Here is a 24,982-nt window from a genome sequence, read left to right as displayed (position 1 = left end):
TAAGTAGTTATTATCTTGTATGTGGTTTAGCTACGTTATTTAGAACATGTTTCATAACAAGTGAGTAGGCAGCAATTGTGCCGGCAACGAATAGAATTGTCATATGTAGCAGCACCTTCCTGTTGGAATGATATTGAGAATAATTTTCAAATTCAATTAGAAGTTTATCACGAACGATAATCATTTTCAATAGGGAATTTAAAATTGTCAAACTTTTTTAATATCTTCATTAAGGTCAGGCCGTAACCGTAAAAAGGCTTCTTCGTATTCTGTCAATTCCTTCAGTGCTTTTTCCTCTTCTGGTATTCTGACCGATAGCACCATTATGTTTAGCAGAGTGAAAACAGCAGCCGTTATATAAGCCTGAAACATTAAAGGAATCACGAGAAATTCAGCAGCTACAATGGCATAGTTGGGATGCTTTATAAACCGGTATGGCCCTCTTCTGACTACCTCAGCTCCCGGCAGGACTATAATTTTCGTATTCCAGTATTTCCCCAGAGAAAACAGCGCCCATATCCTCCCCGCCTGGGTAAGGAAGAACAGAATCAGCAGTATGGGCCAAAAAGGCGACAGATTTTTTTCAAAGAGGATTACTTCCAGCAGATAACAGACAAAAAAGGAAGCGTGTACAGCAACAATCCACGTATAGTGGCTCTGGCCAAATTCCAGTGCCCCCCGCTCTTTCATCCACTTTTCATTACTCCGGGCTACTGCAAGCTCTGCAGCCCTTTGCAAAATGATGAAGGTAATAAAAATTAAGAACAGCATGTATTCACTCCCATTCAAGCAGCAGTAATTCCGAGCTGAATCCCGGTCCGAGTGCAGTTGCCAGCCCGATATCTCCCTGTCTGCCGATCTCCATAAACCTTTTGAGTACGTAAAGAATAGTTGCAGATGACATATTACCGAACTCCCTTAATACTTCAAGTGAAATTTCTGTCATACCAGGGTCAAATTGCAGCGATTTCTGATAAGCATCAATGACTTTTTTTCCGCCGGGATGGGCAACAAAGTGGTTTATCTCATCCATTTCTATGCCTTTTCCCCCTAGAAATTCCGTTACATTGGGCTTTAGCCATCCCTCTATTATGGATGGGATGTCCTTTGAGAAAACCACATATAAACCCTCATTCTTAACTTCCCAGCCCATTACATCCAGAGAATTTCGCTTGGTTGTCGATTGGGTTCCCCGAATTCCGGGAATGGATGACAGCTTTTGAAAATCCCTTTGTACCTTATCACCTGTTATAAGAGCACATGCTGCACCGTCAGCAAAGAGAGAGGTCCCGATAAGATTGCTTTTTGACCGGTCATTGCGCTGAAAGGTCAAACTGCATAATTCTATACTTAAAACAAGTACCTTCGCTTCTGGGAATGCCAGACAATATTCATAGGCTCTTGAAAGCCCTGAAGCACCTCCTGCACATCCCAGCCCCCATATCGGAATTCGTTTCGTATGCTCAGAAAATGGAAGCTTATTCATGATTCTTGCTTCAATACTCGGAGTGGCAATCCCTGAACTTGAGATAGTAAAGATGGCGTCGATCTCATCGCACGGAAGGTTTCTGGTCAGGAAAAGATCATTTTCCAGGCAGCGCTTTATGGCCTTTGTTCCCAGTTCAATAGACTGCTCAATATATGCATTGTTTCGTTCTTCAAATGATTTATCTGTTTTGAACCATTCCAGTCCCTTTGCAAAGTGCCGCTTCTCAATCTGGCCGTTGTGGAAAGCTTTTAATAGCCGTTCAATATCCTTAAAGGAATCGGAAAATAAATCTCTGGCAAAATCCATTACCTGATCCTGTGTCAGAACATGTTCAGGTATTGCCTCCGCTACTGATACAATTGCTGGCATAGGCGACTCTCCTTCTATTGCTTTCTGTTAATTTTTCCAAATAAAAGCAATTTATGTTTCAAAATTGGATAAAGAGCAAAAAAAAAAGCTCCCCCTATTAGGAGGAAGCAATATGTTTTGAAGGAGTTGTTGTGCATCTTTATTATAAATGAATCACTAAATGAATAGCATTACTAAATCTTTTCCAATTAACGTTTTGGGTGCCGCGCCAATCCATGAAATGCAGGCCCTTGACGCAGTTATTCTGATGCATCCAATCCATTATGATTTTTATGATGCTTCTGAACTTCTATATATATTTTTTTCGTCACCAGGATACCGCAAGCAGCACAAACCTCTTCTTCATTATATAAAAGCCGGCAGTTATCACAATAATATTTCTCCATCACATTACACTCTCTTTCTTGCGAGAAACATCGCTTCGAAATGTAAAATACCGATAGATTATTATATTGGCTTCCAGTATTATTGTGATTGCCACAAAGAAGAATTATAAAGCCTTCTGCTCCGCAAGAGAAGCACGCTGGACTGCTTTTTTTCCTTTAACAACATTGAAAACGATATTTAAAAGGATGGCGGTCACACTGCCTGCCACTATCCCGTTATCAGTCAGGATCCGCACACTCGAAGGCATTTGCGCAAATAGTTCAGGAACAGCTGTTACACCCAGTCCCATCCCGACAGAGCAGGCGATGATCAATAAATTTTCCTGAGAAGAGAATTCCACTTTGCTGAGCATTTTTATTCCATAGGCGACTACCATACCGAACATGGCAACCATTGCGCCTCCTAATACCGGAGTTGGAATGATCGTGGTCAATGCGCCGATTTTCGGAACCAGCCCAAGCAGTACAAGGAAAGCACCTGCTGTATATATAACATTCTTTGTTTTTACGCCTGACAGCTGAAGAAGCCCGACGTTTTGAGAATAGGTTTGGAAGATGATCATGCTATAGATCGTTGCTGTATTAAGTGTTTGTCCGATTAAAAAATACCCACATATTTTTTAGTCATCAACATTTTATTATCTTATTGTAAATTATAATTCTTTATTACTCTTACTTTCAAGGAAAACTTTCCCGAAAAGCCTTCCGAACAGTTCAGAACTATCTCACTCACCGTCAAACCATTTAAAAAATGTCTTCTTGGAGATTTTGTACAACCTTCCTACCCTTACTACATGAAATGGAGGATTTTCCATCATCTCGTATGTTTGCTTTTTCCCTATTTGTAATATATTTTGTATGTCTTTTGGTGTTAGTACTTCGGGTAATTGATCCCTATTAATTTCTGTTGACTTCAATGTTACACCTCTCTGCTGCTAATACTATTTCATGTCCTTCAAAACACTTTGGTTATTATACGGACAAATAATATAACTGTCAAAATTATCAGTTAATATAAAATAATTTAATATAAAAAAAGAGTGACAGTTAAGTCACTCTTCTGAATGGGTTAATTATGGGCATCTTTATACCGATTTCCCCCAATTAATAGTACAACAATACCGATTAATACAGCCCACCAATATTGACCAAATTCAATTTTCATATTAGCAATGACAAAAGCAATAGGAGCAAGTATAAAATGAGCTACCCCCAGACAGGCATATAAAAAGTAAGTAAATCCTTCGTGTTCATATCTGGAATTAAAATAACTAAATCCTGTTACCATAGCAATTCCAATGGTTGCAATTGTTAAAATAAATTGAGTTAAATCCAACGAAGAGTTAAACTGTTCAAGGTTGTGAGCGTATCGAGTAACCTCAGTTGTAACAATTATTAATACTATTGTAATTACTGTTCCAATTGTTTGTAGTATACTTTTAATCCCCATGATACTCCCCCTAGATGTTTTTGTCCTACATAGTATAGATATACTCACTTAACCAGAAATTAGGACAAAAATACTTAGGATATTTTTATTACTAATTAAAATACAAACTTGATCACTCCATCCTTACTTTTATAACCCTCTGAGACTGTACTAGGCTTTGATACAGTCGCATCAGCTTCTTCCTTAACCTTACCCTTAAACTCGCGATACTTCATTTCCTTGAATTGCTGAATAGTCTCACTCAGGTCTTCAATGCCCCTAATCTGCTTAACTTTAAAGGGGTAATCTTCAGCATCTAATTTTAGATTTGTTTTACCTATAATAAGCACTCTTTGATTATTCCAATACCCTTTATCATGATATTCTTTATACCTATCCAACTTGGCATATAACTGCTTAACTGTATAAGTACTATTCTGAAACTCTAAGAACCACTCATTTCCTAACCATTTACAAGCAACATCAGGGATAAAATCAGCCTGTTCTATATTAGGTTCAATTTTGTAATCTTCAATTTTGGAATACTTACTCATATCTATATAACCTTGAGCAATCATTAAATAGTGATCAATTTTTTGAGAGTCTAATTTAATTGGGGAGGGATTGTAGAAATATATATAAGGCTTAAATGATCTGTTTGTATTCACCAAAACATATCCATCCATTCGGAGCCTTTTCAGAACCCTGTTAACTGAAACAATAGGATTCTTGTTATTTGAAAAATGCAAGGCAGCTATTTGATCCCGTTCAAGACATTTGAATTTTTCTAATGAATAAAGGATATCCATATCACGTTTTCTCATGTTGTTATCCTCCTACAGAAATAAGTCTAAGTCATTTTTGTGAGGTTCATTTAGGACTTCACAAGAGTCAGACGAAGATGGTTCATCTTGAACCTCTGTTACATCTTTTATATTGCTTTTAGAGACCATATAAGGATTCAGAAGTTTCCTTGCTTTATCATAGGTTAAATGTGGGCTTTGCAATTCTTCAATTTCACCAGAATTTAAAATTAATCTACCTTTTTCTTCACGTTTTATTTTCTCTGCTCCCTGAGTACCAAGCAGCATAGCATTTGTTTTATCGACTGCTCTGAAGCTCATTCTAATATTGAAATTTCCTCTTGCTTTAGTATCCATAACATCTGCATCCATCCGTTGTGCTGAAGCTAACAGAAATATTCCCACTGCTCTGCCCTTTGAACTAATCTTAATAATATCGCTCATTAATTCCCTATCATCCAGATATTCAATAAACTCATCAACAGCAACAAGAATATACTTTTGTTTATGCTCTTTTGGTAAATCATTAACATGAGGAACATCAAACGTATCAAGCAATTCTTCCCTTTGATACATCATTTTTGTTACATCTTTTAATACTTTCCTAGCGTCTTTGTTTGAGTAAACAACCTTTTGAACGTGTTCCACCTTCTTAAATAGCCCAAATTCAGCACGTTTACCATCTATACAATAAATATCTAACTCCTCTGGTCGTTTATACTTAATCAAAGTAGTAAGAATAACTCTTATGGCTGAGCTTTTACCCGATCCAGTTGTACCTTGAATAATGACATGGGGTAGTTCAAGACTTTCAAGAACCAAGTATCTGCCATTCTTTTTCTTACCGATCACAATTGGCATATCCATTCCCTCTAGAAATGGGAAAACCTCTTTATAAGAGTAAGTTACATTAGGCTTCAATGGTTTATCGTAAATATTGAGGACAAACTTTTTTAAATCTCCTTGCAGATCTATGGATTTCCCAAAATACTGCTCTAGTACATACCTTTTCTTTATCATTAAATCATGAGGATTCATCCCATTGAGTAATGTAAATACAACCTCTGTGAATTTTTCATTCGACTTGTATTTCACTGAATGGATTCTTGGATAAATATATACTGTTCTATTGCCAGCCTTTGCTGTGAAATAAATTTCTGCAGACCTAAAACAGTCCAGTAACTTTGATTTTATTTTTTGTTTATACAGATAATCCTTCAAAGAGAACATTTGACCACCTCTTATAGAAATACTTTAAATATCCCTACAGCCAGGAAGATGTAAAACATAACAGGCATGGCAAATTGAGTAAACGCTTTAACCTGTTCAGCCTTTCGAGGATTACCATGAGCAACAAAAACATTTTCAATTAAAGTGGATACTAAAAGGACTCCTGCAATGCCAAAAACTATATAGTAAGGTGTATTGAAATCATATCCACTAAAAAAACTTCTTGAGGTTGTATCAAGTCCCATGTAACTATACAATGGAATATGAGGTGTTTTACTCTGAACTGGATCTTTTGGCTGGGGAGCTAAGAATTCTTTCAGTGTAAATACCTCTTTTTTCTTTACTGCAAGTATCATTATTAACCCTCCCTAAATCATTAGATCAATAAAATTAATTACACCTTTCTTAAATTGCTCGAGGACAGTATCTTTTATTGGATCAAGTGTTTCCCAATTGATATGAAAATTCTCAACTTCTTTATCAATTGACCTTCTTACAATACCTGACCGATTGGATATAAACTGGTATATGTCTTCAGAAAGCTTTGTTTGTTTCATAATGCTCCAATTAAACGTGTCTAACCAACAAGCCGTTTCCTCAACTGAGTCCCCTAAATTCCCACAATACATTTTTACTTTATTAAGATCAGTGAAAACATCCATATCTGGTTCATGCTGATTCCATTTAAAGCTTTCATACTTGGTTTTTAGTTTCTCTACAATAATCGGATAAGCTGTTCCTCTCATCTAAACCACATCCTTAAAAAAGCTATTCCATGAAATTAACACTTTTTTATTAGCATGTTTCCAATAAATTTTGTGAGCAATGTAACTACCGATAAGGACAAATTTTATCATTTATCTCTCTCCCTTAATTAAATTGGTTTCCTTCCTCTCCCCCGTACCCCCCTCTCCTTCCTTCCCGGTCACATATCTCTCTAAATGTTTTCTAAAATTGATGATTATTAATGGATGGACAAGGTAGAAATATATTTGGATATAAACATTTAGCAGATATATTTATTGCTATATTTGTAAATGTATTTGCTGATATATTTGCTAGTTAAAATATCTATATGGGCAAATGAAGTTTTATTGTCTGTCCATCTGAAAAATATTTCAGGAAGGAGTTTGTCAGTTTTAATGGAATAGTTATTTTTAGGTGATAATATGAGATGTAGACTTGAGGAATTGATTAAGTTAAGTGGGCTTAGAAAAGATTTTATAGCTGATAAAATTGGTGTGAGTACCAGACAATTGAGGAATTATGAATTGCAGAAAAATTACATACCAATGGATAAGGCCTATATCCTAGCCGATTTGTTGGACGTTAAAGTAGATGATCTATATGACCGCACAGAACAGGAGTAATTAATGAAAGTAGTAATTCAAACCACACTTAACATTGAAGGTAACAGAGGATTTAGAAATGGGGAGTTTTTTGTCCCAGACAAGGAGTTTAAAAAAGACCCCGATTTTGCTGTTGCTGTAGTCGCTTATGAATGGATCCAGCAGCAGATGAATGAAACAGGACATAGAAATACAGTTATTGAGAAGGTTACTTGGAATGAGAACAATGATATTACTGAGGTTGTGAGGGAAATCCAGCCTGTTATGCCAGAAGATAATTTGCCATTTTAGTGAAATTTTATGGGAGAGATTATTATGTTGATTTGGGTTAATATAGATAAGCCAACCAGAACATACACAATCCATAAGGCTGGTACTTGTACTTATGTTATCCAGAAAAAAGAAACTAAACATAAAGGTATTGGAAAATTAAAAGAAGATGGTGGATGGCTTCCTTTTGAGTCAATGGATTATGTTAACAAATTTATCGGAGATAAGTTCTCAAAGTATGAAATGAAGCAGCATTGTTAGAAAATGAAGTTATTTTAATAGAGTCATATTTGGAATTAAATTAATGTTTCAGGGAGATGATAATAAATTATGTACTCTGGTAAATATCTACCTATTTATGATTTTCTTAGAAAAATCAAGACAAATGAAGTTACATTATCTTTTGGAGAGATCGAAGAAATATTGAAGTTTTCATTACCGAAATCAGCATATATTCATAGTGCTTGGTGGGCAAATGATATTGGAACTCATACTCAAGCAAAGTCTTGGTTACAGGCTGGATGGAAGACTAAAAATATTGATCTTAGAAAAACTGTTACTTTTGAAAGGTTATAGCCCCTCGATCATGAAGGGCTTTTTATTTTTCACATATCCGACCTAAAAACTGGGAGCACGTTTAAAATCTTTATAACCCTACCAAAAATTTAATCACCCCCAATGTTACAATTTTATCAGTTACCGGAAATTTATATAGTCATATTTCCTATTGAGTGGTAATATTTTCAATGTAGAATTATTGGGGGGATTAATTTTGAAAAATTTAAAGTTAGCTAAAGTATTATCAGTAGGTGCTTTATCTGCATTACTCCTTACGGCATGTGGAGGACAAGAACAAAGTAGTTCAGAACCGAAGGAAGATCCTAAACCAGCTGAACAAAAAGAAGTAAGTAATAAAGAAGAGGAAACGACAGAAAGTGCAGCAACAAATGGATCATCTAAGCCTGAAAAAGACAAAAATGGCAAAGTTACATTTACAGAGGCTGGTCAAAAAGACGACGTTGATGGTGGAACTTTAGAATTACTTAAAATAAAAACTATTAATGAAACAATTGAAGTTGCTCCAATTAAAGTCACAATAAAAGATATTAAATTATTCAAAATGAGTAACTTAGATGATGAAACGAAAGAATTCATGTCTATATATAACGATAACCAACCTGTTGGTGATGAATTTATTTACGTTCAAGTTGCTTATGATGCCGAAAACTTAGAGGAAAAGAATATCGGTTGGTCAACACTAATGAATGCAGTTACTGATAAAGGCCAACAAGTGAACGTTGATTCCAATGACTTTATCTATACAGATTCAGATGGGGATAGTGAATTTTTAGGTAAGGTAAAGAAAGAGTTTGCAGACGGTTTTATTGTTAAAGATCCTGATATTGCAAAGTTAAAATTAATTTGGGGCAATACTTTTGATACCGATACTTATGATACTATAACTAATGAACAACAAGTTGAATATCAATTTTAAATATACTTTAGCCCCTCACAATTAAGTGAAGGGCTTTTTACTTATATATTGTTCAAACCATTTACTACCATGAAACATAAATCCAACCGTCTTTAAGAAAGATAGAATAAGCCTCATATTGTGAAAATTCCACTGTAACTTTTGCACCTGTATTCTTAACGAAATCTATGTTTTCAGGTATTCCCTTATATAAAAATCCTTCTCCTGAAAACACATCCTTAAGAAGAGAAACTCGATTTACAGGCACAGAAGTTACACCAGTACTTTTATAAAGAATTGGTTCTCCACTTTTTATAATTGCAAAAAGATCCGTATTAGGAACTGCATAAAGTTTGGAATCATATTTCTTAGCAACATTGATAAGGTGTTGGAACTTAGTTTCATCCATCACACTAACATATTGGTATCCATCAATTTCAATTTTATCCTCTGGTGCCTTTTCTTCTGATACTTTTTCTTCTTTATCTAATGGCTTAATTTGGGGTTTAGTTTCATCACTTATATCAGTTCCATTTGATTCTTTATTTAAATCATTTTGTTCAGCTGTTTCTGTTTGTGTTTGGTTAATAATTACTGCTTCTTGATGTTCTTTATTTTGCTTCTCAAGTATTCCTGCTTCTCTCTCAGAAACATCACTGGTGTTAACTTCGCTTGAGCCAGCAACTGCATTATCTGGAGCCCCTTTATTAGAAAAAGCACAGGCAGCTAACAGAAAAGTGACCATAAAAATAATTGAGTACCATTTCTTTTTCATTAACCCATCTCTCCCTTTTATTCACTCACAAATTAGACGGTTAACAAATGAATAAGTTTCAATATTTTCAGAAATATTACAAAAAAGTTACAAGCCCTTCCCTAAGGTAAAAAGGGCTTTTTACATTTACTTCAAAAAGTTTTCAACTGCTCTTGCAACCTCAAAGCGATCTGCTCCTGTTAAAGAGATAACTTTGTCTGCCTGAAGGCCATTCTTAGTTCCACCTACAACATATACTTCTTTAGCTATTTTCCCTTTAGGTAAAGCACTACGAGTATAAATAGGTGCTTTGATTCTTGCAGCCAGCACCTCTGCAAATGGGAAATCAGGAAATGCATTAATTACAATAGCTTTTTCTAACATGTGATCCTCCTCCTTCTTAGCCCCTGGTTTTTGTACAGTAGGTTTAACAACAGGTGGCTTTTTCCCTGCCCTTAAATTAGCAAGTGATAATCCAAAAGTTAATTGGAAATGAGGATAATCTCTAAAACTAGTCCATCTTCCACCCCATTCTAAACCTAATGATTCTCCGATTTCCCCTACTCTTCTCCACCGTTTGTCTACATTCCAGTTGACCTTGGAAGGAGTATCAAGTATGGCAAAATCAAAAGCTAAACCAAAATTGTGATAAGAGTATCCGCCTCTTGCATTGGTGACAATTTTACCGGACTTTGTCCTTCCTTGAGCGTATAGTCCATTTTGTTCTTCAATTGATCGTAATCCTTGAGTGATTAAAACGTAAATTCCTTCTGAGTGTGCTTTTTCTACGAGTTCCAGAGCTTTTAACTTAACAGAAGTATGTACACCAGATAGCTTGTTATTTGCTCTATCTAATAAGTAATCAAGATTCATGTTTATCATCTCCAAACCATTTTCCCTCCTTAGGATTACTTACTACTCCTAAAGAGATTAAGATACCTACAATTAATGTTACATACGTTTCCCAACGAGTAGGATCAATTTGATAACCTAAATCCTCCAAGACCAAATAAAAAAGAGCTGCAATCGCAACCCAAAGACCATTATTCTTTAATTTATTCAATTATTATCCCTCCCATCAAATATACGAGCTTCAATTTTTGACAATCGCTCTTTGACATCTTCTGATAACGTTTGTATTACAGTTAAATATCGCCCTTCACGTTGGTCGTTTTTCCATAGCACCCATATAAGCAATGCAATAAAAAGAGCAAATGGTAAGCCATATAGACTTGCTGCCTCTTTAAAAAGTTCAACTAATGACATTAAAAACACCTACTTTCTAAGAAAAATAAAAAGGACTGATTTTTATTCAGTCCTTTGGTTACTACTCGCATATTTATCTTCTTTATGTGGTAACAATACGCCCATTATCAAGCCCGAAATTATTAATAGAGCAATCACCCCCCACAACCAAAAAGGTTTATCAGGAATAATTGTAAAAATCACACCGCCTATAATAATCATATACACAGCAATCCAATGATACCAAGCCATCCTAATCACTCCACATTTTTTAATTGTTGTATAGTTTGACGAGCAATATCATTTCTTAACTTGTTCAATTTATCTAAGGCATTTTTCTTTTCATCACCGGATAATTCTGAAGAATTTTCTATGGTGCGCATTTCTTTATTTATATCTGCAACATCTTTTGTTACATCATTTACAAGTTTATAAACCCCTTCTTTAGCAAACTCTTTGTTATTAGTCTTCGCAGATCCTCTTTGCTTAGAAAGTTTATCCTTTAACTTATATAACTTGTCAATAGATGCACCTGTCGATGACTGATTTACTAAAAAGGCTCTAGTTAACGGGGCTTGATCAATACTTTTTGTCGGTTTTTCTGGCTTGCTCTCATCCTGTGAAACTGTATTAGCAACCCAATCAATAGCACTAGTAAAATAATTTCCAAGTCCACCAGTAAATCCTTGGATTGTATTATCTACAACACGAGGTGAGCCGAAATTTCTAAATGCACCTTGACCACCAGTAACATTATTAACTTTTTCACCAATAAATTTTGCTGCACCAGTGGTGTTAATATCATGCTGATCAGGATATTCTAAGTTTTGTTCTCTCTGAGGAATAATTGCCCCCTGCCTAAAGAATGAGTAATTTGCCATTCCTTCAACTATAGGCGCAACACCTGTTAGCATTGTTGGAACTGCAGCAGTTGAAAAACCTTGTTTAATCCAATCGTCAAATGCTTCCTTATCATTTTTTTTAACAAAGTCTACAGCTCGTTCAATTGTATTTGAAAAAGCAAAAGCTAAGTCAAATGGTTTAGGTATACGAGCTATCTGGTTTGTACCAGGAATAGGAACAAGGTAGAAAGTGTCTTTTAACCATTGAGGAGCATCTTCCAATACTTCTCTTTGCTTTTCATTAGATAATTTTTCTTGTGCAACTATGGCTCCAATAGTCGGCAAGGTAACAGTAGCAATAGCACGACCAACCACACCTTTTTTATCCTGTTGAAAAGCCCTCCAAAGTTTACTTTTACCTTGAATATTGGCATTTAAAAAGGCAACAACCTTATTTGCCTCTCTAATACTTACTCCAGCTCTGGCAAAGTCCATTATATCCCTTGCTCTATATGCCGCTTCCTCTGGTGTAGTTCCTGATCGTAATGCTGCTCTAAATTCCCCAACTTTTGTTGCAGATTCACTAACATCGGCTATAGACCTTAATGTCCCAATTGGATTTACCATTTTTTTCATTATTAATTTTAACGTTTTTGGGCTTAAAACATCAACATAATTTTCATCAACTTCAGTTATTGCTTTTTTAAGAGTTTTTCTGTGCAATTCTCTGTCCATTGAAACAATGTTTCCATAACCACCATTTTCCTTAATGAACTGTTTATAAATGTCTCCTGAAGTCTTGAATTCCTTATTACCAATCTTAATTGCTCTACCTTTCCAAATGGATTGCCAAAGCCCAACAGGGAAATCAGTAATAGGATTAAAACCAGAATTGGAAACAATAAATGCCTGTGGGACATCACGTAATGGGTTTCTTAAGCTAAACTCAGGTGTTAAAGTTGCACCAGATCTTAAAAGTGATGCAGGTTTTTGGAGAATTTTTATTAGTGTATTCGTAGACTCCTTGTCTAAACTCATTAATGCTCGATAAACTTCGGGAGGTACTTCATACTTTTCCTTTTTCCCATTATCCATAACACTAATAACATTTAATCTACTAGTATCTTCATTGTCCGATATCTTGCGAATAAAATTACCTTCAACATCTTTTTCGGCTAATTTTCCAACTTGGGCAGATACTTTATTTTTTTCAATAGTATTAACAGCCTTGAAGATATTTTTAACCATGCTTTCAATTGGATCGATAACATCACGACTAGAACCTTCTAATTTTTTTATTGGATTAGCCGCATTCGCCATTGCCTTATTTAACCCTGAAGCAAATTCTACTTTATCATCATCAAATGAACGAAATAAGGACATGTAATTAGGCCATTTCTCTTTCATGGCTACTACTTGTTCACCACTAAGAATAGGTTTATCGCCAGTCGAAAGCATATCCAGGACATTGTTATTCACACTAAGTAATTTTTTCCTCATTGTTTCCATCTGTTCAGAACCTAGCTTATTTATAACATCATTAATTTCCGCATTTGTGAATCCAGAATTGATTCCTTTCTCGTTTACGTCTTTAGCATGAACAGCCAAAGCATAATCCCTAAGATCTTTATAAGCAATTTTGCTTTGCTGTAGATCCCTAAAAATTGGCTGAAGTTGTTCTTGAACAATCATGTGAGCTTTCTCAGGACTTCCTTTAAACAATCTTGCTTGCTTATATAAGCTATTCTCTGCGCTTTCAACCTTCCCTGCTATTTGCTTTTCAATATTTTCTAAAGGTGCAACATCATCAATAAATTGTGTGCGCAATCCTTTTAATATACTGTCTTTTTTCTGTGGAGTATCATTTATTCTTGAACGGAAGGTTTCAGCATTACCTTGTGATTGTCTGTTTGTATCTAATAAGACTTCACTCACACGTGCTAATTCTGGTTCTCTTACACTCGCTCGTGACTCAATTGGTTCAAAATCTCTACCTGTTCGTAAAGGAGAAGGCTCAATCGTGCGAGTTACAGCTACGTCATTCTCCCTAGGAAGTATATTTTCTGATTGTCGAGAGTTAGAGATTAGATTATCGAATAACTGATCAGACCGCTCTTTTGTGCTAGGATTCGCAGTTGGACGTAATCCTTCAAGAATACTTTCGCTAGGTCTACCACTGTATGTTGGTACATCACCTTTAGCAAACTTAGAAAGAGTATTACCAGCAACTTTACCAACTCCATATAAAGCCGGATCCGCAATAGCACCCAAACCGACCCCTAAGCCAATGTGTTTTAGGTTATCTTTAAAATTAGTATCCTCTGGATTTAAACCTTCCCTTACATATACTTCTCCAGCACCTAGCATACCACCAGTTAAAGCTCCCTCTTGTGCTAATTGTCTAACCTTTGTCAAACCCTGAACACCTTGGTTAAGTCCTGCTCCCACACCTCTTACAGCTTTATAAGCACCAGAACCAGGAATAAGATAACCCAGTGTATCATATCCAAAGTCAGCAATTTTACCGCCTGTGCCTCTATCATCATTAGTAAATTGAGATGCTTGTTCTCCATCATTAGTTTTCTTGTAAAGTTGGTCAAGTGTACCTAATGTACCTGTGTTAGCAATACGGGTTAATCCCCTTGTAGCTTCTTTAGTAACAGCACTTCTTTCTGTCTTAAGAGCATCATCGACGTTTCCTTTGATAGCATCTTCAATGCTTACATCATCAAAAGGGTTAATCGCCTGACCAAATCGCTTTAAAGGTGTTAGAATATCATTAAAAAGGGAGGGAGATTTTTTTTTTTCGTCTTTCTTCACTTTGGGAGGTTCGGCTGTTTTCTTGGTATATTGTGAAAGTATATCTTCCTTCATTGTCTTTTTATTTACTTCCTTCTGCTGTTGCTTGGAGAATTGTTTAAATTCACGTTCTGACCTAAACTGACCACCCGAAACAGCATGATACATAGCGTTTATGTAATCTTCAACATTATATCCTTCGTCTTTAATCTGCGCTTTAAGACGTGGATCATTTCTGATATTCTCAGCGTTCCTGTTTGCCCCTTCTTTCCGTAAAACCGCATTGTTTTCAGGTTCACTCCAAAAAGCAAGAGCATCATCATAAGTTTTCTTTTGGGAAGCTTTTTCAGCCTCCTTTTGAGCTTTTTCCAACTCTTTAATGCGCTGATTGTATTCAAGCTTTGCAAAATCAGCTTGTGCTCTTGAAGTTCCAATATCACGGGCAGAAGAAAGACCCGTATTAAACGAGTCCTTTCCATATCTCTGCTCAAATATTTGTTTGTATTTATTTTGATTAAAGTTAGCCATTTTCCACCACCTACCCTAACATTCTTAAAGCATCTTGCATTTCATTTCTAAATCTATTCACAACCGATTGACGAATATTTGAAGATGAACGAGAGAAATATTTACTTCCATTTCCCGCCATTCGTTCGTTATATACACGCTGTATGATCTCTGCTTCACTCATTCCTGACTTAATGCCTGCACCTTTAAATACATTTAATGCTCCCTGCGCACCATGCTGAACAGCAGTTGACCAAAGGACATTCTGTACCGCAATTGAATATTTATTTATATCAAATCCTAAAGCAGACTTAATTTTACTTGCAGCTGGATCAAAGTGAGAAGACTTAATAAAAGCGTGCTGCAGCTGGTCAAATCGCTCTGTGTAATTATTCGCAAGAGCTTTCCAGGTTGAATCAAATCCGGATGTTCCAGGTGAATACTGCGCTAAAGAGCGATACATGGAAGGATCTGCAGATTTTAGGTAATTCATAAAGCTTTTCATTGTTCCTGTATTTGTGGCTATTTGATAAGTTCCGTAGGAAGCACCGCCCCAATCACCACTATTTCGAGCGATAGTTCCAGGACCAGAAGAACCGGACTCATATTTTTTAGATAATGAGCCTAGCTTTCCGCCGCCTACGGTACCAGAAAACCCGAGTTCTTATAAAAATCTAATTCTGCTTGCGATTGAGATTTTGCTAATTCACCTTGATATTGAAGTTGGAACATTCTCCAAGCAGCGTCCTCGCCATACTGTGTTCTAGCCCAATCCAAAGTAGCTTTTTCAGATGCAGACATATTTTTATATGTGTACTCTCTCCAGGCCTTTTCATCGTTGTATGTTTTCTCTCTCCACGATTTTTCCTGGTTATACCGCTGATCTTCAACACGATCTCGATTATCACGGTAGTTAATCTCATCCCAATACTTACGGGAGTTCATTAATTCCTGTATGCGCTGTGATTCCAGAGCGTTTGCCATTTGTGTTTCTTGTGCGTTGATATTGTTCAGGCTGTTTTGCCTTGCTGCTCCTAATCCAACTTGTGCAGTGACATTTTCACCACTGCCAGTTAAGCCATTAGCCGCCATCGCTTCACGTAACTTTTGAACATTCTGCTGATTGACTGCATCCGCTTGGTTTCTTTGCTGGGCGAATTGGGGAGCAACGTTTTTCTGTTGTTGATCATATAAGGAATTGATTCGATTCTGATCATCAAATCTTTTCGCATTGTTTAAAACTTCATAACGGTCAGCGCCCCCGATCCGATTGATGTTCACACCTGATTGTTTCAATTGATTTTGAATCTTGTCGTTTATTCCCCCAACCGCACCTGCTCCACCTAGAATAATGGGGTTTGCTCCTGATTTAAAAGCGTTGCTAATATCTGTTAAAATTGATTTTTCACCGTATTTGCTGATGTCATAGAATTTACCTTGCAGGCCTGCATTTTTGGCGTTTTGAATGTCTATATTATTCCCGTAATAAGTGGGTAATTTAGAGTTATTCGCCATGAGCTCACCACCTAATTAATAATAAAATGCACCCATTTCAAAGTGTGCTTTCCAGTACCTTTAATCTTTCTTCAATATTAGAAAATCTCTTTCTGTTAGCTGCTTCCATCAGAGCAATGAATTGATCATATCGGATACCCTGACGAGTGGAACCATTCTCTAAAATGTCCTCACACCATATCCCATATTGCGAAGGGTCATATCCTGCAATATCAAGAGCATCTCTTAACTCTTGGGCTATATAACCCATATGGTAACGGGCCATATCACCTTTAAGTTCAACAGAGTCTTTAAAACGGAATACTTTTGGCTCAATAGAGAGAAATGCATTAATTAAAGCATCATCAATACTTCGGAAATCTTGCTTTTCATCCTTGTCAGACGTATTAATTGTTCCGGACCCCGCATAGATAGTGGACCATCTTCGTGTACCAGTTCCAAGAGTCCTGGTATTGTCTGTTTCTGGTCTAACCGTTCCATCTACAATTAATTCCGGTACGGAAGCATTAAATCTAAATGCTGTTCCTTCGTATGTTCCATCTTTAGCAGCATCATACTGCAAATAGGTTTGTGTTCCATCAGAATACAGTTTCCAACCGTATGCGCCGCTTGAAAGGTCAATTAATTCTAAAGAAGGAGTGTAGTCTGAAACTCTTAATTTGTTAAACCCATCCACTGTGTCTAAAAAAAGACCTGTCTTTGTGGTTGATAAATCAGAGAATTTCGGAACGGTTGCAGTAGCATCTGGCAACCATTCAATAGCTGCAGCAATCATCCTGCCGGTTCCAGCATTCTCAACAATAACACCTGAAACATTGCTGGACACCACATCTTGTACAAAGGTTCCTACTCCCTCATTTCTAATAATCACAGACTGCCCAGCGAGGTTATTTACTCCGCTAATGACTACCCCTCTTGCTGAACCTTTTACAAATATAGCTCTCGGCGCACCCTTAGAGAGGTTGGATTCAAGGTATATCCCATTAATAACTAAGTTATCAACGTCACCAATTACAATACAACCCTCTGCCCCTCCTGATTGCTGAACGACTACACCATTAAAGACATTACCACGACCGCGCATACCAGAACCATCTCCACCTAATTGGAGTGATTGTTCTGCACAACCTGTAAGGTAAAGGCCATTAATGTTATTTTGATTGTGTTCTTTCGCAAATAAAGCACCACGTTTATTTCCAATATAGGCCGTAAAATTAATGATGTCATTACACCATGAATAAACTTCTAAAGCCCATCCATTACCTACATAATCAACTGCTACATCTTGTAATAAACAGTCTTTGGATGCGTCTTTCCAAGATGGATTTCCTGATGACTTAGCATCTAGTCGAATTCCGCCAACTGTTAAAGGGTTTCCGTAGAAAGTTAGTCCCTTGATTCCCGCTTGTGGTACAGCGCCATCATTAATTGTCGTATCACCAAAAACCACTAACTGTTTTTCGTTTGTTATGTTACGGATCATTCCTCGTTTTCTACCATTAGAAAATAAAATCTGACCAGGAAACTTAATAACGATGGTATCTGTAATGTTATAAAAATTTATTGGTTCTGGGAAATATACAGGTTTTCCAGTTGCGATTGCATCGTTAATCGCCTGAATATCATCATAAGAACCATCTCCTCTAGCATTGTAAGGTGGTGTTCTTACATTTATCGCTATATCTGCCAATTGTGTATCAACATCTTGAAATTTTGCTTGCACACCAAACGCAGTTGTTGGCTGCGACAAAATTTCAGGATCAATCTCTCTCGTCCCTACTGATCCTTCCGCTATCTTATCGCGTGTTACAGCTTTTGACCCTAATTTCGGAGTATCGATCCACTCGTTCGCATTTAAGTCTTCTACTAATTTATTAACAGTCGTTTTTAATTCATCAGCAGGTGCCTGAATGATACTTTTGATATCTGCAGGTGTGTAAGATGGCGATGGCACATCTGGCAAATCTGTTACTTTTTGGGTAAATTCGGGTTGTTTATTAAATGCCATTATTTCACCTCATTTTGAATACCATATTTAATAGAGATTCCAATCACTCCTAAACTTTCTTCTCCGGAAGTATTTTCTAGCTTGAATTGAAAATGAGTGATTTTTTTCATTTTCAATTTCTTTCCTTTCTCCTGCGGTATATCAGAAGTCACAAAAGAAAATTTACTAAAGTCCATAAACATAAAATTAAACTGATCCATCCGGTTATTAACCAAGAATTGTTCGTGCTTTCTATCTGAACGAGTATACACATTGACTGATGTGTGTTTATCCGGTTTCATGTCTATAAATAACTTTTGGATTATTTTTTGGAATTCCGGAAGGTCAAAATCCAGAAGTTTGGAGTACCAATAGGCTTTTACAGGTACCGCATCATCGTGATAAGGAGAAGCAGCGTTCTTATTTACAAATCGGTATACTACTCCTTTTGTGGAATCTCCGAAATAAAGAACACCATCCCTTTCTAAGAAGCATGAAGCTGGGATGTTATCATAGATGTACCACTCGCCTAAAATGTAATCGTAGATATATACATTAAAGTTAACTGCAACCCAATACTTTTTGTCGAAATCAACCGTTTTTACAAGATGAAGACCAGGCTCTTTCAATAGCCTGGAATCTACACGTTCGGATATATGAGTTACGTTCCTTTCATCCCTCACATTTGATGAATTAAGCAGATATACTCCTTTTTTAGAAAGGAATACAGGGCTATTTTCAATCAGTTGAATTCCGTTATGGGATGAAGCACCGATTTGGTCATTTATTGGCTTAATCGGGAAAGATGGAACACCATTATTCAATTCATAAGACATGTTCCATAATGACCTTTCCTTGATAATCACAAGAGTGTCATATTGTTTACAAAATCCTTTTACAGAATCATTATCCGCACCTATTTTATAAAATCCATTTTCAGGCCAGTATGAAGGGTCATAAAGACCGCTCCGCCAAATATGATTCGGGTAATCTGGATTACCGCTAATAAACACCCTTGTGTCATTAGATCCCCCATACATTGTATGAAATCTGCATTTCAGCACTCTTTCGGATAGTCCAGAAATTGTTTTGAATGCAGTTATAATAACATTGTTTGTTCCTGTCGGTGGTGCTGTGGTGAAGGTGATTTTTCCTGCTGCACGGTCAACCGTGAAACCAGCATCCGCTTCCCCTTCCACTTTTTCAGACACAGCATCAATTGATACCTTTACTAGATCTCCATCCAACCCTTTCAAGGACAGTTGGTACACCGTTGCCGTACCATCGCCTGAAAAGCTCTCTTTGAATCCTTTACCGATTAGATTAAAGTCTTCGTATGGAGTACCACCGCCCAAAGGTTCGTTACTGACAGTAAGGGTAGGTATATACGGAGTAGGTTGAGTCACGTTTACCCCGTCGTAAACAAGGAGGGAGGCGCCATCCATAATGTAGCATTTATCATTAAGATCAAAGAATGAGATTTGTTGATCTGATAAAATGCTTGATATTAAAACAGGCTGCTGATCGCCTGATTGTGTGTATAAGTTGTTACCGTGAGCCAATAAAAATCGGACAGTACCATCTTTTTTTCTATATTCATGCATTCCATGAATTGCCCCATTGCCTAATGACTCCAAATAGATTCTTTCGTAACCTGTGCGTTTGTTCAAAGATCCTCTTTCGTCTATAGAAAAATTGACCATATCAGGAGAACGCTTTTGATCAATTTCAGCTGGAGATGAGCTTAAATCAATACCTCCGAATGGTCCTATCCGTAGCATCATTGGTTTCTGGCTTCTTTTCACTTCCATACGTGCCATCGGTTACTCCCACCCACCTAAAACATCGTACTTATCCTCAATCGGCTGGATGCTAGAAGAATTCTTTCTTTTCAATTCTTCATAACGATTGTTTAGAAAGGATGCCACTGTCATTCCACTGTCGCCTTCTGCCATCATTAAATGAGCAGCCAACCCATAGGGTAATACAAGCAGTGCTAATCGATCAGATACCGTTATTTCGTCCGAAAGGCTAGTTATAAGAATGGCCTCCTGTGACGCTGGAGTTAACTCCATTTGAAGAGCATTCAATATTATTACTGCTTTGTTTTGGTAATAAGTTGGGTTATCTGGTGCAATAATTCCAGTATCTGTTACTTCATCCATTAGAACCAGAGCCGCATCATAGACCTGTTTTGCTGTGACTGTCACGCTATCACCCCTTTAAATACAAATAAAAAAAGGGGGTAGACAACCGTCCACCCCATAGATAATTACTTCTTCTCTGGCTTTTCTTTAAGTCCAGCCTTTTTAAAAGCTGCTGCTTGAATTTCATCACGAGCAACTAGTTTTTCACCTTTTTCAGTAACAAATACTTTACTCATCTAGAATCACTCCTTTGAAAATTTTATGTATTATAGAGTTTTATGAACGTACAGTGCGTTCTTTTTGTTTTCCAATACAAAAGCATCATACCGCTTACGACCTTCAACCAACTTTCCATTGATACCAGGAGGGTTATCATGAATTTTATAATCCTCTAACTTCTGCGCGCCTACAGTAGCAACAGGATGAGTAATTAGAAATGGTGTGTTTGCTGGCATATAAGAAGAAGGAACTTTAATTACCTTCATACCGTCAATTTCACCAACCTGACCATTAATCAGCATCTTCTGTGCAATTTCTGTAGATTTAATGAATTCTGGGCTAAGTTTAATAAGGTTATAGAAAGCTGGAGTAACATATAGTAAACGACCTCCAGTAGGAACCTTCTTATCATCTAGCTTTTCTGTTCCTGTTAGGATGGATGAATAAGCATTATCCTTAGTAACTGCTACTGTAGCTGTATGACCATTTGCAACAGCCGCTGCTGACATTGTAGCCAAACGATATACATCAATCTCCGGAACGATTACCTCATCGATTTGTCGAGCAAGAGCCTTGCCAGCTTCCATTACACCTTGAGAATCTTGTGTGTTAGCCTTATCAATAGTGAAAGTAAATGAACGGTCACGAGTTAAGAGCATAGTTTGAACTGTATTATCCAGCTCTGCTGCTACTCCATAACGGTTTGTACCAGATTTAACATAATCATTCATTCCTACTGTTGGAATTGAGTAAACCTTAATTGTATCTACTCCAGTCCAATCGTAATCAGTGTTCACCGCTGCTTGTGTTAAAGATTTATGTTTAAAACGCTCGTCTACTTTTTTCTCATATTTTGCCGCTAAATTTACTGCCATTTTTATCCACTCCTATTTTTATTATTAGATTGAGTTAAAGCCCTTTAGGAAATCATCCTCAGAAGCTACTTCTGTGCTTCCGTGATTAGTTAAACTTCCAATAGGTGCTCTTTGCTCATTTTCCTTGTTTTGTTTTAATACTTGAATTTGTGATAATAACTGATTAGAATGATGTTCCATAAAAGCATACTTTAGTGGAACTCCATTTTGATTCATTTGCCAAACTTCTGGTGGAATCTGATCTTTATTTGGATCAAAATCTTTTCCTTGAGCTTGCTTGTAGTAATCAAAGAACTCTTGAAATTCTGCATTTTTTCTCTGTTCTTCAACTTTGGCTTGTTTTTCAGACTGAATTTCCTCGCGCATCTTCCTTGTTTCAAGAATTTCTTTTGCTAATTCTTCTGGAATGTTCTGCTGAATCAATTCATTCAGTTTTTCTTGCTCTTTGTACTCCTGTACAGCTTCAAGATACTGCTCTGTGGTCATTCCCTGCTCTTTGGCTAATTCCTCGACAAAGGATAAACGTGGATCACTTTCAAGCGCTTGTAAACGTTCCTGTACCTTGTCATAGTTCAAACCCTTTTGAGCCAATTCCCGGGCTGTATCCTCGTCAAGATCCATTTCCTCTTTGTTATATTTAACTTTGAGGAAGGCTTGACGCTGTTCCTCTTGTTGCTGTTCGGTTAATTCCTCTGTCTGCTCGGTTTCTTCTGCAGGTTCCTCTAAAGGTTCTTCAAAAGATTCCTCACTAACAGCTTCAGGTACTTCCGGTTCTACAGTTTCCGCTTCAAAATCATCAGGAAGAATAAAATCTTCATCCTCTGCGAAATACTGTAAATCCAATTTCAACAAACGTCCGCTATGGTTGGCGATAAATTTCATAAGTTAAAGCTCCTTTCCCTATGGTAGGGGAATATTTGAGACAGTTTAACGTCATATCCAGGACAATGACTTAGATATACAAAACAAATGCCAATTGTAAAACGTGAATCATTTGATCAATAAAAAGACCCCATCCTAAAGGATTGAGGCGTTTGTAAAATCCTATTGGTTTAGCTTTCATATAATCCGCTACACAATGAATAGCAAATAAAAACACTACATCAAAATGAGTGAACGGAATATCTAATAACACTAACCCTATACAAATAGTTCCAGTCCATATCCCGGCATGTGATACTAGAACAATGTGATTTTTCCCCTTCATAGTAGCTAGAAATTCACCCTGTAAAGGGTAATCAGCTAATAAATGAGCAAACAATAACCAAAATATCTCCATTACATTGCTCCTTGTGGTGGTGCTTGTGGTTGCTGCTGTATTTGCGCTAATATTTGCTGCTGTACTTCTGGTGGTGCATTCATAAATGCTGCTTGTTCTTCAGGTGGTAATTGACTAACTAATTGCTCAGGATTCATAACTTGTTGTTGCATACGTTCTTTTATACTTGAAATCAGTTCTTCTTTTTGAGGTATATATTCATCAGGTGTACGTTCTAAATATTCAATTATATCTATATGACCATTACCCAACAAGTTATCTAATGTCTGTATTGAAGCGATTTCAGACCAGTAAGAAGATTCACCAACATCAGCACGTATATCTAAGAATAAGTCTTTAAATTGATTAAAGTCATATTCTACAACTACCTTTTCTCCATTCTGATCAACAGGGACAGGTCTGATTCCATAGTATGTACCCATAAAATCTAAAAGTATCTTTCCTATATCCTCAACCCATTCATAAAGATTCGATTTAGGATTCTCTAATGGAATGGCTGTACTTTTTTGAACTGCAATAATAGCTGATGTATTCTTAGGATCTACATTTCCAAGTGCTGCATCTGAGATACCTAGAGTTTCTTTTGTATATTGCATAGCTAAATCTATAACACTTTCAATTCGATTGGACATATTACCTGGCTCAAGATAACCAGCAATATTCTTAATGTTCTCATTAGTTCCCAATCCTCTTACTGCAATTGCTTGACCAATTTCATTACTCCAAGAAGTAATAACATCAGCATTATATACAGTTTTAGGGAAGGCTGTCATTTGAAGATGGTACATAACCATTGCAAACATACGATTAATAAATATTTGGTTAGGTAAAATCCCTGTACATAATGCTCTACCATGATATTGATTCTTCTGTTTTTCCCAATTTAACCAAGCAACAGGATAATGAGATAGACCAGTATCTACATCTTTAAAGATATAAGCATTCTCAACACTTTTACTTGCTACAATTGTTTCAACTTCTTCAGTTACAGGATTTCCAGATACATCAAACATTTCATTTCCTTGCTCATCTTTCTTAGCTCGCTTTACCTTTTTCTTTTTGTAAACAATTATGTATAATGCTTTTCCATATTCATCAGCTTCCACTTCAATCTTTCCTGAGTCAGAAGTTTGTTCGTGATAGTTATAATCATTTGTAATGCTATTTACCTCTGAGTCTTTTTGTTTGTATCGCTTAGCTTGTTCTTTAAGATTTCTAACCATATCACGACCAGAGACAATGATATAGGGTTGTGATTCAACGTTTGAATTATTGGCATTTCCAAAGAAAACATTGGAACCGTCAACTAATTCGAATCCAATTTCACCACGAACCTCTGATAAACTTCCATAAGGTTGTTTAGTTACATCAAAGAAAAAGTGAGCACATGAATCACCGGTAATAGCAGCATCAAATAATGCTTCTTTAATTTTAAAATCCATTTTAAACTTTTCAAATAAGCTAGTTGTTTGAGCATTAGCAATATCTGCACTGTTTAATTGACCTTCTTCTGTAGGTTGCTGAAAGAAAGGCAAAGGTTCAAAATGTAGCTTAATTTTTGACGATGTTAAACTAGCTACAAGAAACTGAGTTATCCTTTTTATAATGTTGAAAGTAGGCTTTGGTATGTTCTCAGCTTTAACATTACGCCATTGATTACCGTGAAAGAATTCATAATTGGCATCAACCGTATCATAATAATTAGGTTCTAATCTGTTATTGTATTGTTTGCCAGCCTCATACAACCGCCAATCTTCAGTTTTGTCGTTATAACTATTCAATTAGTATTACACCTTCTTCCGTTGTAGAGCTGTCTGTACATCGTAATTCATCATACTTGTAAAAGCTTCATGTAATTCTTGCGCTTTTTTTTGTTGTTCATCTAATTGTTCATTTTGTAAAGTTGTAGTTGTTTGTTGATTCTTGCTGCCAAATTTAAAACCCAAATAAAAAGCTAATATCAGAACGACAAATAAGACTATTCCACTTAATAGCCCAATTAAAATATTCATTA

The 24,982-nt window shown here is 36.5% G+C and carries 28 protein-coding genes and 2 pseudogenes; 5 read left to right on the top strand and 25 right to left on the bottom strand.

The genetic code is table 11. The annotated features are described in order from the left end of the window. Positions 1-207 precede the first annotated feature (207 nt). From NYE23_RS03555 to NYE23_RS03515, 9 genes and pseudogenes are all read right to left on the bottom strand, one after another. A complete protein-coding gene (locus NYE23_RS03555; protein WP_341075506.1) occupies positions 208-771 on the bottom strand; it encodes an isoprenylcysteine carboxyl methyltransferase family protein in 564 nt (187 codons plus the stop codon). A 4-nt stretch (positions 772-775) separates the two neighbouring features. Next, positions 776-1,858 carry a type III polyketide synthase gene (locus NYE23_RS03550; protein WP_341075503.1) on the bottom strand — a complete coding sequence of 361 codons (1,083 nt, stop codon included), beginning with the start codon at positions 1,856-1,858 and terminating at the stop codon, positions 776-778. 239 nt (positions 1,859-2,097) lie between these two features. Then, positions 2,098-2,247, bottom strand: a complete 150-nt coding sequence (locus NYE23_RS03545; protein ID WP_341080835.1) for a hypothetical protein — start codon at positions 2,245-2,247, stop codon at positions 2,098-2,100. Between the two features lie 101 nt (positions 2,248-2,348). Next, a pseudogene (locus tag NYE23_RS03540) lies at positions 2,349-2,795 on the bottom strand (solute carrier family 23 protein); the annotation flags it as partial. 518 nt (positions 2,796-3,313) lie between these two features. Further along, positions 3,314-3,694: a hypothetical protein gene (locus NYE23_RS03535; RefSeq protein ID WP_341075501.1), complete on the bottom strand. Its 381-nt coding sequence runs from the start codon at positions 3,692-3,694 to the stop codon at positions 3,314-3,316. A 95-nt stretch (positions 3,695-3,789) separates the two neighbouring features. Further along, entirely contained in the window at positions 3,790-4,497 is a 708-nt protein-coding gene (locus NYE23_RS03530; protein ID WP_341075499.1) for a replication-relaxation family protein, read from the bottom strand. A 12-nt stretch (positions 4,498-4,509) separates the two neighbouring features. Further along, positions 4,510-5,706, bottom strand: coding sequence for an FtsK/SpoIIIE domain-containing protein (locus NYE23_RS03525; protein ID WP_341075497.1), 1,197 nt, complete (start codon positions 5,704-5,706; stop codon positions 4,510-4,512). Between the two features lie 11 nt (positions 5,707-5,717). After that, complete coding sequence (locus NYE23_RS03520) at positions 5,718-6,062, bottom strand: hypothetical protein (RefSeq protein WP_341075495.1); 345 nt, start codon at positions 6,060-6,062, stop codon at positions 5,718-5,720. A gap of 12 nt (positions 6,063-6,074) precedes the next feature. Next, positions 6,075-6,452, bottom strand: coding sequence for a hypothetical protein (locus NYE23_RS03515; RefSeq protein ID WP_341075493.1), 378 nt, complete (start codon positions 6,450-6,452; stop codon positions 6,075-6,077). A gap of 423 nt (positions 6,453-6,875) precedes the next feature. Here NYE23_RS03515 and NYE23_RS03510 point away from each other — a divergent pair, with 423 nt between their 5' ends. The 5 genes from NYE23_RS03510 to NYE23_RS03490 all read left to right on the top strand — a co-directional run bounded on the left by NYE23_RS03510 (position 6,876) and on the right by NYE23_RS03490 (position 8,820). After that, positions 6,876-7,076 carry a helix-turn-helix domain-containing protein gene (locus NYE23_RS03510; RefSeq protein WP_341075492.1) on the top strand — a complete coding sequence of 67 codons (201 nt, stop codon included), beginning with the start codon at positions 6,876-6,878 and terminating at the stop codon, positions 7,074-7,076. 3 nt (positions 7,077-7,079) lie between these two features. Beyond that, on the top strand, positions 7,080-7,346 hold the full coding sequence (locus NYE23_RS03505; protein WP_341075491.1) for a hypothetical protein: 267 nt from the start codon (positions 7,080-7,082) through the stop codon (positions 7,344-7,346). A gap of 24 nt (positions 7,347-7,370) precedes the next feature. Next, positions 7,371-7,586, top strand: coding sequence for a hypothetical protein (locus tag NYE23_RS03500; RefSeq protein WP_341075490.1), 216 nt, complete (start codon positions 7,371-7,373; stop codon positions 7,584-7,586). A gap of 69 nt (positions 7,587-7,655) precedes the next feature. Further along, the gene (locus NYE23_RS03495; protein WP_341075489.1) at positions 7,656-7,901 is read left to right on the top strand and encodes a DUF7662 domain-containing protein; all 246 of its coding nucleotides are present in this window, start codon (positions 7,656-7,658) and stop codon (positions 7,899-7,901) included. A gap of 196 nt (positions 7,902-8,097) precedes the next feature. Next, positions 8,098-8,820 carry a hypothetical protein gene (locus NYE23_RS03490; protein ID WP_341075488.1) on the top strand — a complete coding sequence of 241 codons (723 nt, stop codon included), beginning with the start codon at positions 8,098-8,100 and terminating at the stop codon, positions 8,818-8,820. A 64-nt stretch (positions 8,821-8,884) separates the two neighbouring features. Here the strand turns inward: NYE23_RS03490 and NYE23_RS03485 are convergent, their stop codons facing one another. The 16 genes and pseudogenes from NYE23_RS03485 to NYE23_RS03410 all read right to left on the bottom strand — a co-directional run bounded on the left by NYE23_RS03485 (position 8,885) and on the right by NYE23_RS03410 (position 24,980). Continuing rightward, positions 8,885-9,574, bottom strand: coding sequence for a hypothetical protein (locus NYE23_RS03485; protein WP_341075487.1), 690 nt, complete (start codon positions 9,572-9,574; stop codon positions 8,885-8,887). Positions 9,575-9,700: 126 nt separating this feature from the next. Continuing rightward, positions 9,701-10,426, bottom strand: coding sequence for a M15 family metallopeptidase (locus NYE23_RS03480; RefSeq protein ID WP_341075486.1), 726 nt, complete (start codon positions 10,424-10,426; stop codon positions 9,701-9,703). Then, positions 10,416-10,616, bottom strand: a complete 201-nt coding sequence (locus NYE23_RS03475) for a holin (protein WP_341075484.1) — start codon at positions 10,614-10,616, stop codon at positions 10,416-10,418. Before NYE23_RS03475 ends, NYE23_RS03480 begins: the two co-directional genes overlap by 11 nt. After that, on the bottom strand, positions 10,613-10,819 hold the full coding sequence (locus NYE23_RS03470) for a hypothetical protein (protein ID WP_341075479.1): 207 nt from the start codon (positions 10,817-10,819) through the stop codon (positions 10,613-10,615). The genes NYE23_RS03475 and NYE23_RS03470 overlap by 4 nt, the downstream gene beginning before the upstream one ends. A 42-nt stretch (positions 10,820-10,861) precedes the next feature. Next, the gene (locus NYE23_RS03465; RefSeq protein WP_341075478.1) at positions 10,862-11,050 is read right to left on the bottom strand and encodes a hypothetical protein; all 189 of its coding nucleotides are present in this window, start codon (positions 11,048-11,050) and stop codon (positions 10,862-10,864) included. Positions 11,051-11,055: 5 nt separating this feature from the next. Then, positions 11,056-14,967: an LPD38 domain-containing protein gene (locus NYE23_RS03460; protein ID WP_341075477.1), complete on the bottom strand. Its 3,912-nt coding sequence runs from the start codon at positions 14,965-14,967 to the stop codon at positions 11,056-11,058. 10 nt (positions 14,968-14,977) lie between these two features. Then, positions 14,978-15,562, bottom strand: a pseudogene (locus NYE23_RS03455) (VgrG-related protein); the annotation flags it as partial. A gap of 23 nt (positions 15,563-15,585) precedes the next feature. Next, positions 15,586-16,461 carry a hypothetical protein gene (locus tag NYE23_RS03450; protein WP_341075476.1) on the bottom strand — a complete coding sequence of 292 codons (876 nt, stop codon included), beginning with the start codon at positions 16,459-16,461 and terminating at the stop codon, positions 15,586-15,588. A gap of 37 nt (positions 16,462-16,498) precedes the next feature. Continuing rightward, positions 16,499-18,469: a tail fiber domain-containing protein gene (locus NYE23_RS03445; protein ID WP_341075473.1), complete on the bottom strand. Its 1,971-nt coding sequence runs from the start codon at positions 18,467-18,469 to the stop codon at positions 16,499-16,501. Beyond that, on the bottom strand, positions 18,469-20,268 hold the full coding sequence (locus NYE23_RS03440; protein WP_341075470.1) for a hypothetical protein: 1,800 nt from the start codon (positions 20,266-20,268) through the stop codon (positions 18,469-18,471). Before NYE23_RS03440 ends, NYE23_RS03445 begins: the two co-directional genes overlap by 1 nt. 3 nt (positions 20,269-20,271) lie before the next feature. Beyond that, positions 20,272-20,658: a hypothetical protein gene (locus tag NYE23_RS03435; RefSeq protein ID WP_341075468.1), complete on the bottom strand. Its 387-nt coding sequence runs from the start codon at positions 20,656-20,658 to the stop codon at positions 20,272-20,274. Between the two features lie 203 nt (positions 20,659-20,861). Next, the gene (locus NYE23_RS03430; RefSeq protein WP_341075466.1) at positions 20,862-21,689 is read right to left on the bottom strand and encodes a N4-gp56 family major capsid protein; all 828 of its coding nucleotides are present in this window, start codon (positions 21,687-21,689) and stop codon (positions 20,862-20,864) included. Positions 21,690-21,713: 24 nt separating this feature from the next. Beyond that, positions 21,714-22,571, bottom strand: a complete 858-nt coding sequence (locus tag NYE23_RS03425; RefSeq protein WP_341075465.1) for a hypothetical protein — start codon at positions 22,569-22,571, stop codon at positions 21,714-21,716. A 70-nt stretch (positions 22,572-22,641) separates the two neighbouring features. Then, positions 22,642-22,968 (bottom strand): DUF3307 domain-containing protein, encoded by a 327-nt coding sequence (locus tag NYE23_RS03420; RefSeq protein ID WP_341075464.1) that lies wholly within the window; start codon positions 22,966-22,968, stop codon positions 22,642-22,644. Continuing rightward, complete coding sequence (locus NYE23_RS03415) at positions 22,968-24,749, bottom strand: portal protein (protein WP_341075463.1); 1,782 nt, start codon at positions 24,747-24,749, stop codon at positions 22,968-22,970. The genes NYE23_RS03420 and NYE23_RS03415 overlap by 1 nt, the downstream gene beginning before the upstream one ends. 6 nt (positions 24,750-24,755) lie before the next feature. Next, the gene (locus NYE23_RS03410; RefSeq protein ID WP_341075461.1) at positions 24,756-24,980 is read right to left on the bottom strand and encodes a hypothetical protein; all 225 of its coding nucleotides are present in this window, start codon (positions 24,978-24,980) and stop codon (positions 24,756-24,758) included. Positions 24,981-24,982: the final 2 nt, after the last annotated feature.

Source organism: Cytobacillus sp. FSL H8-0458, from assembly GCF_038002165.1.
GTDB lineage: Bacteria > Bacillota > Bacilli > Bacillales > Cytobacillaceae > Cytobacillus.
The sequence above is the reverse complement of the archived record's forward strand: the minus strand, read 5'-3'. Positions and strand labels throughout refer to the sequence as shown.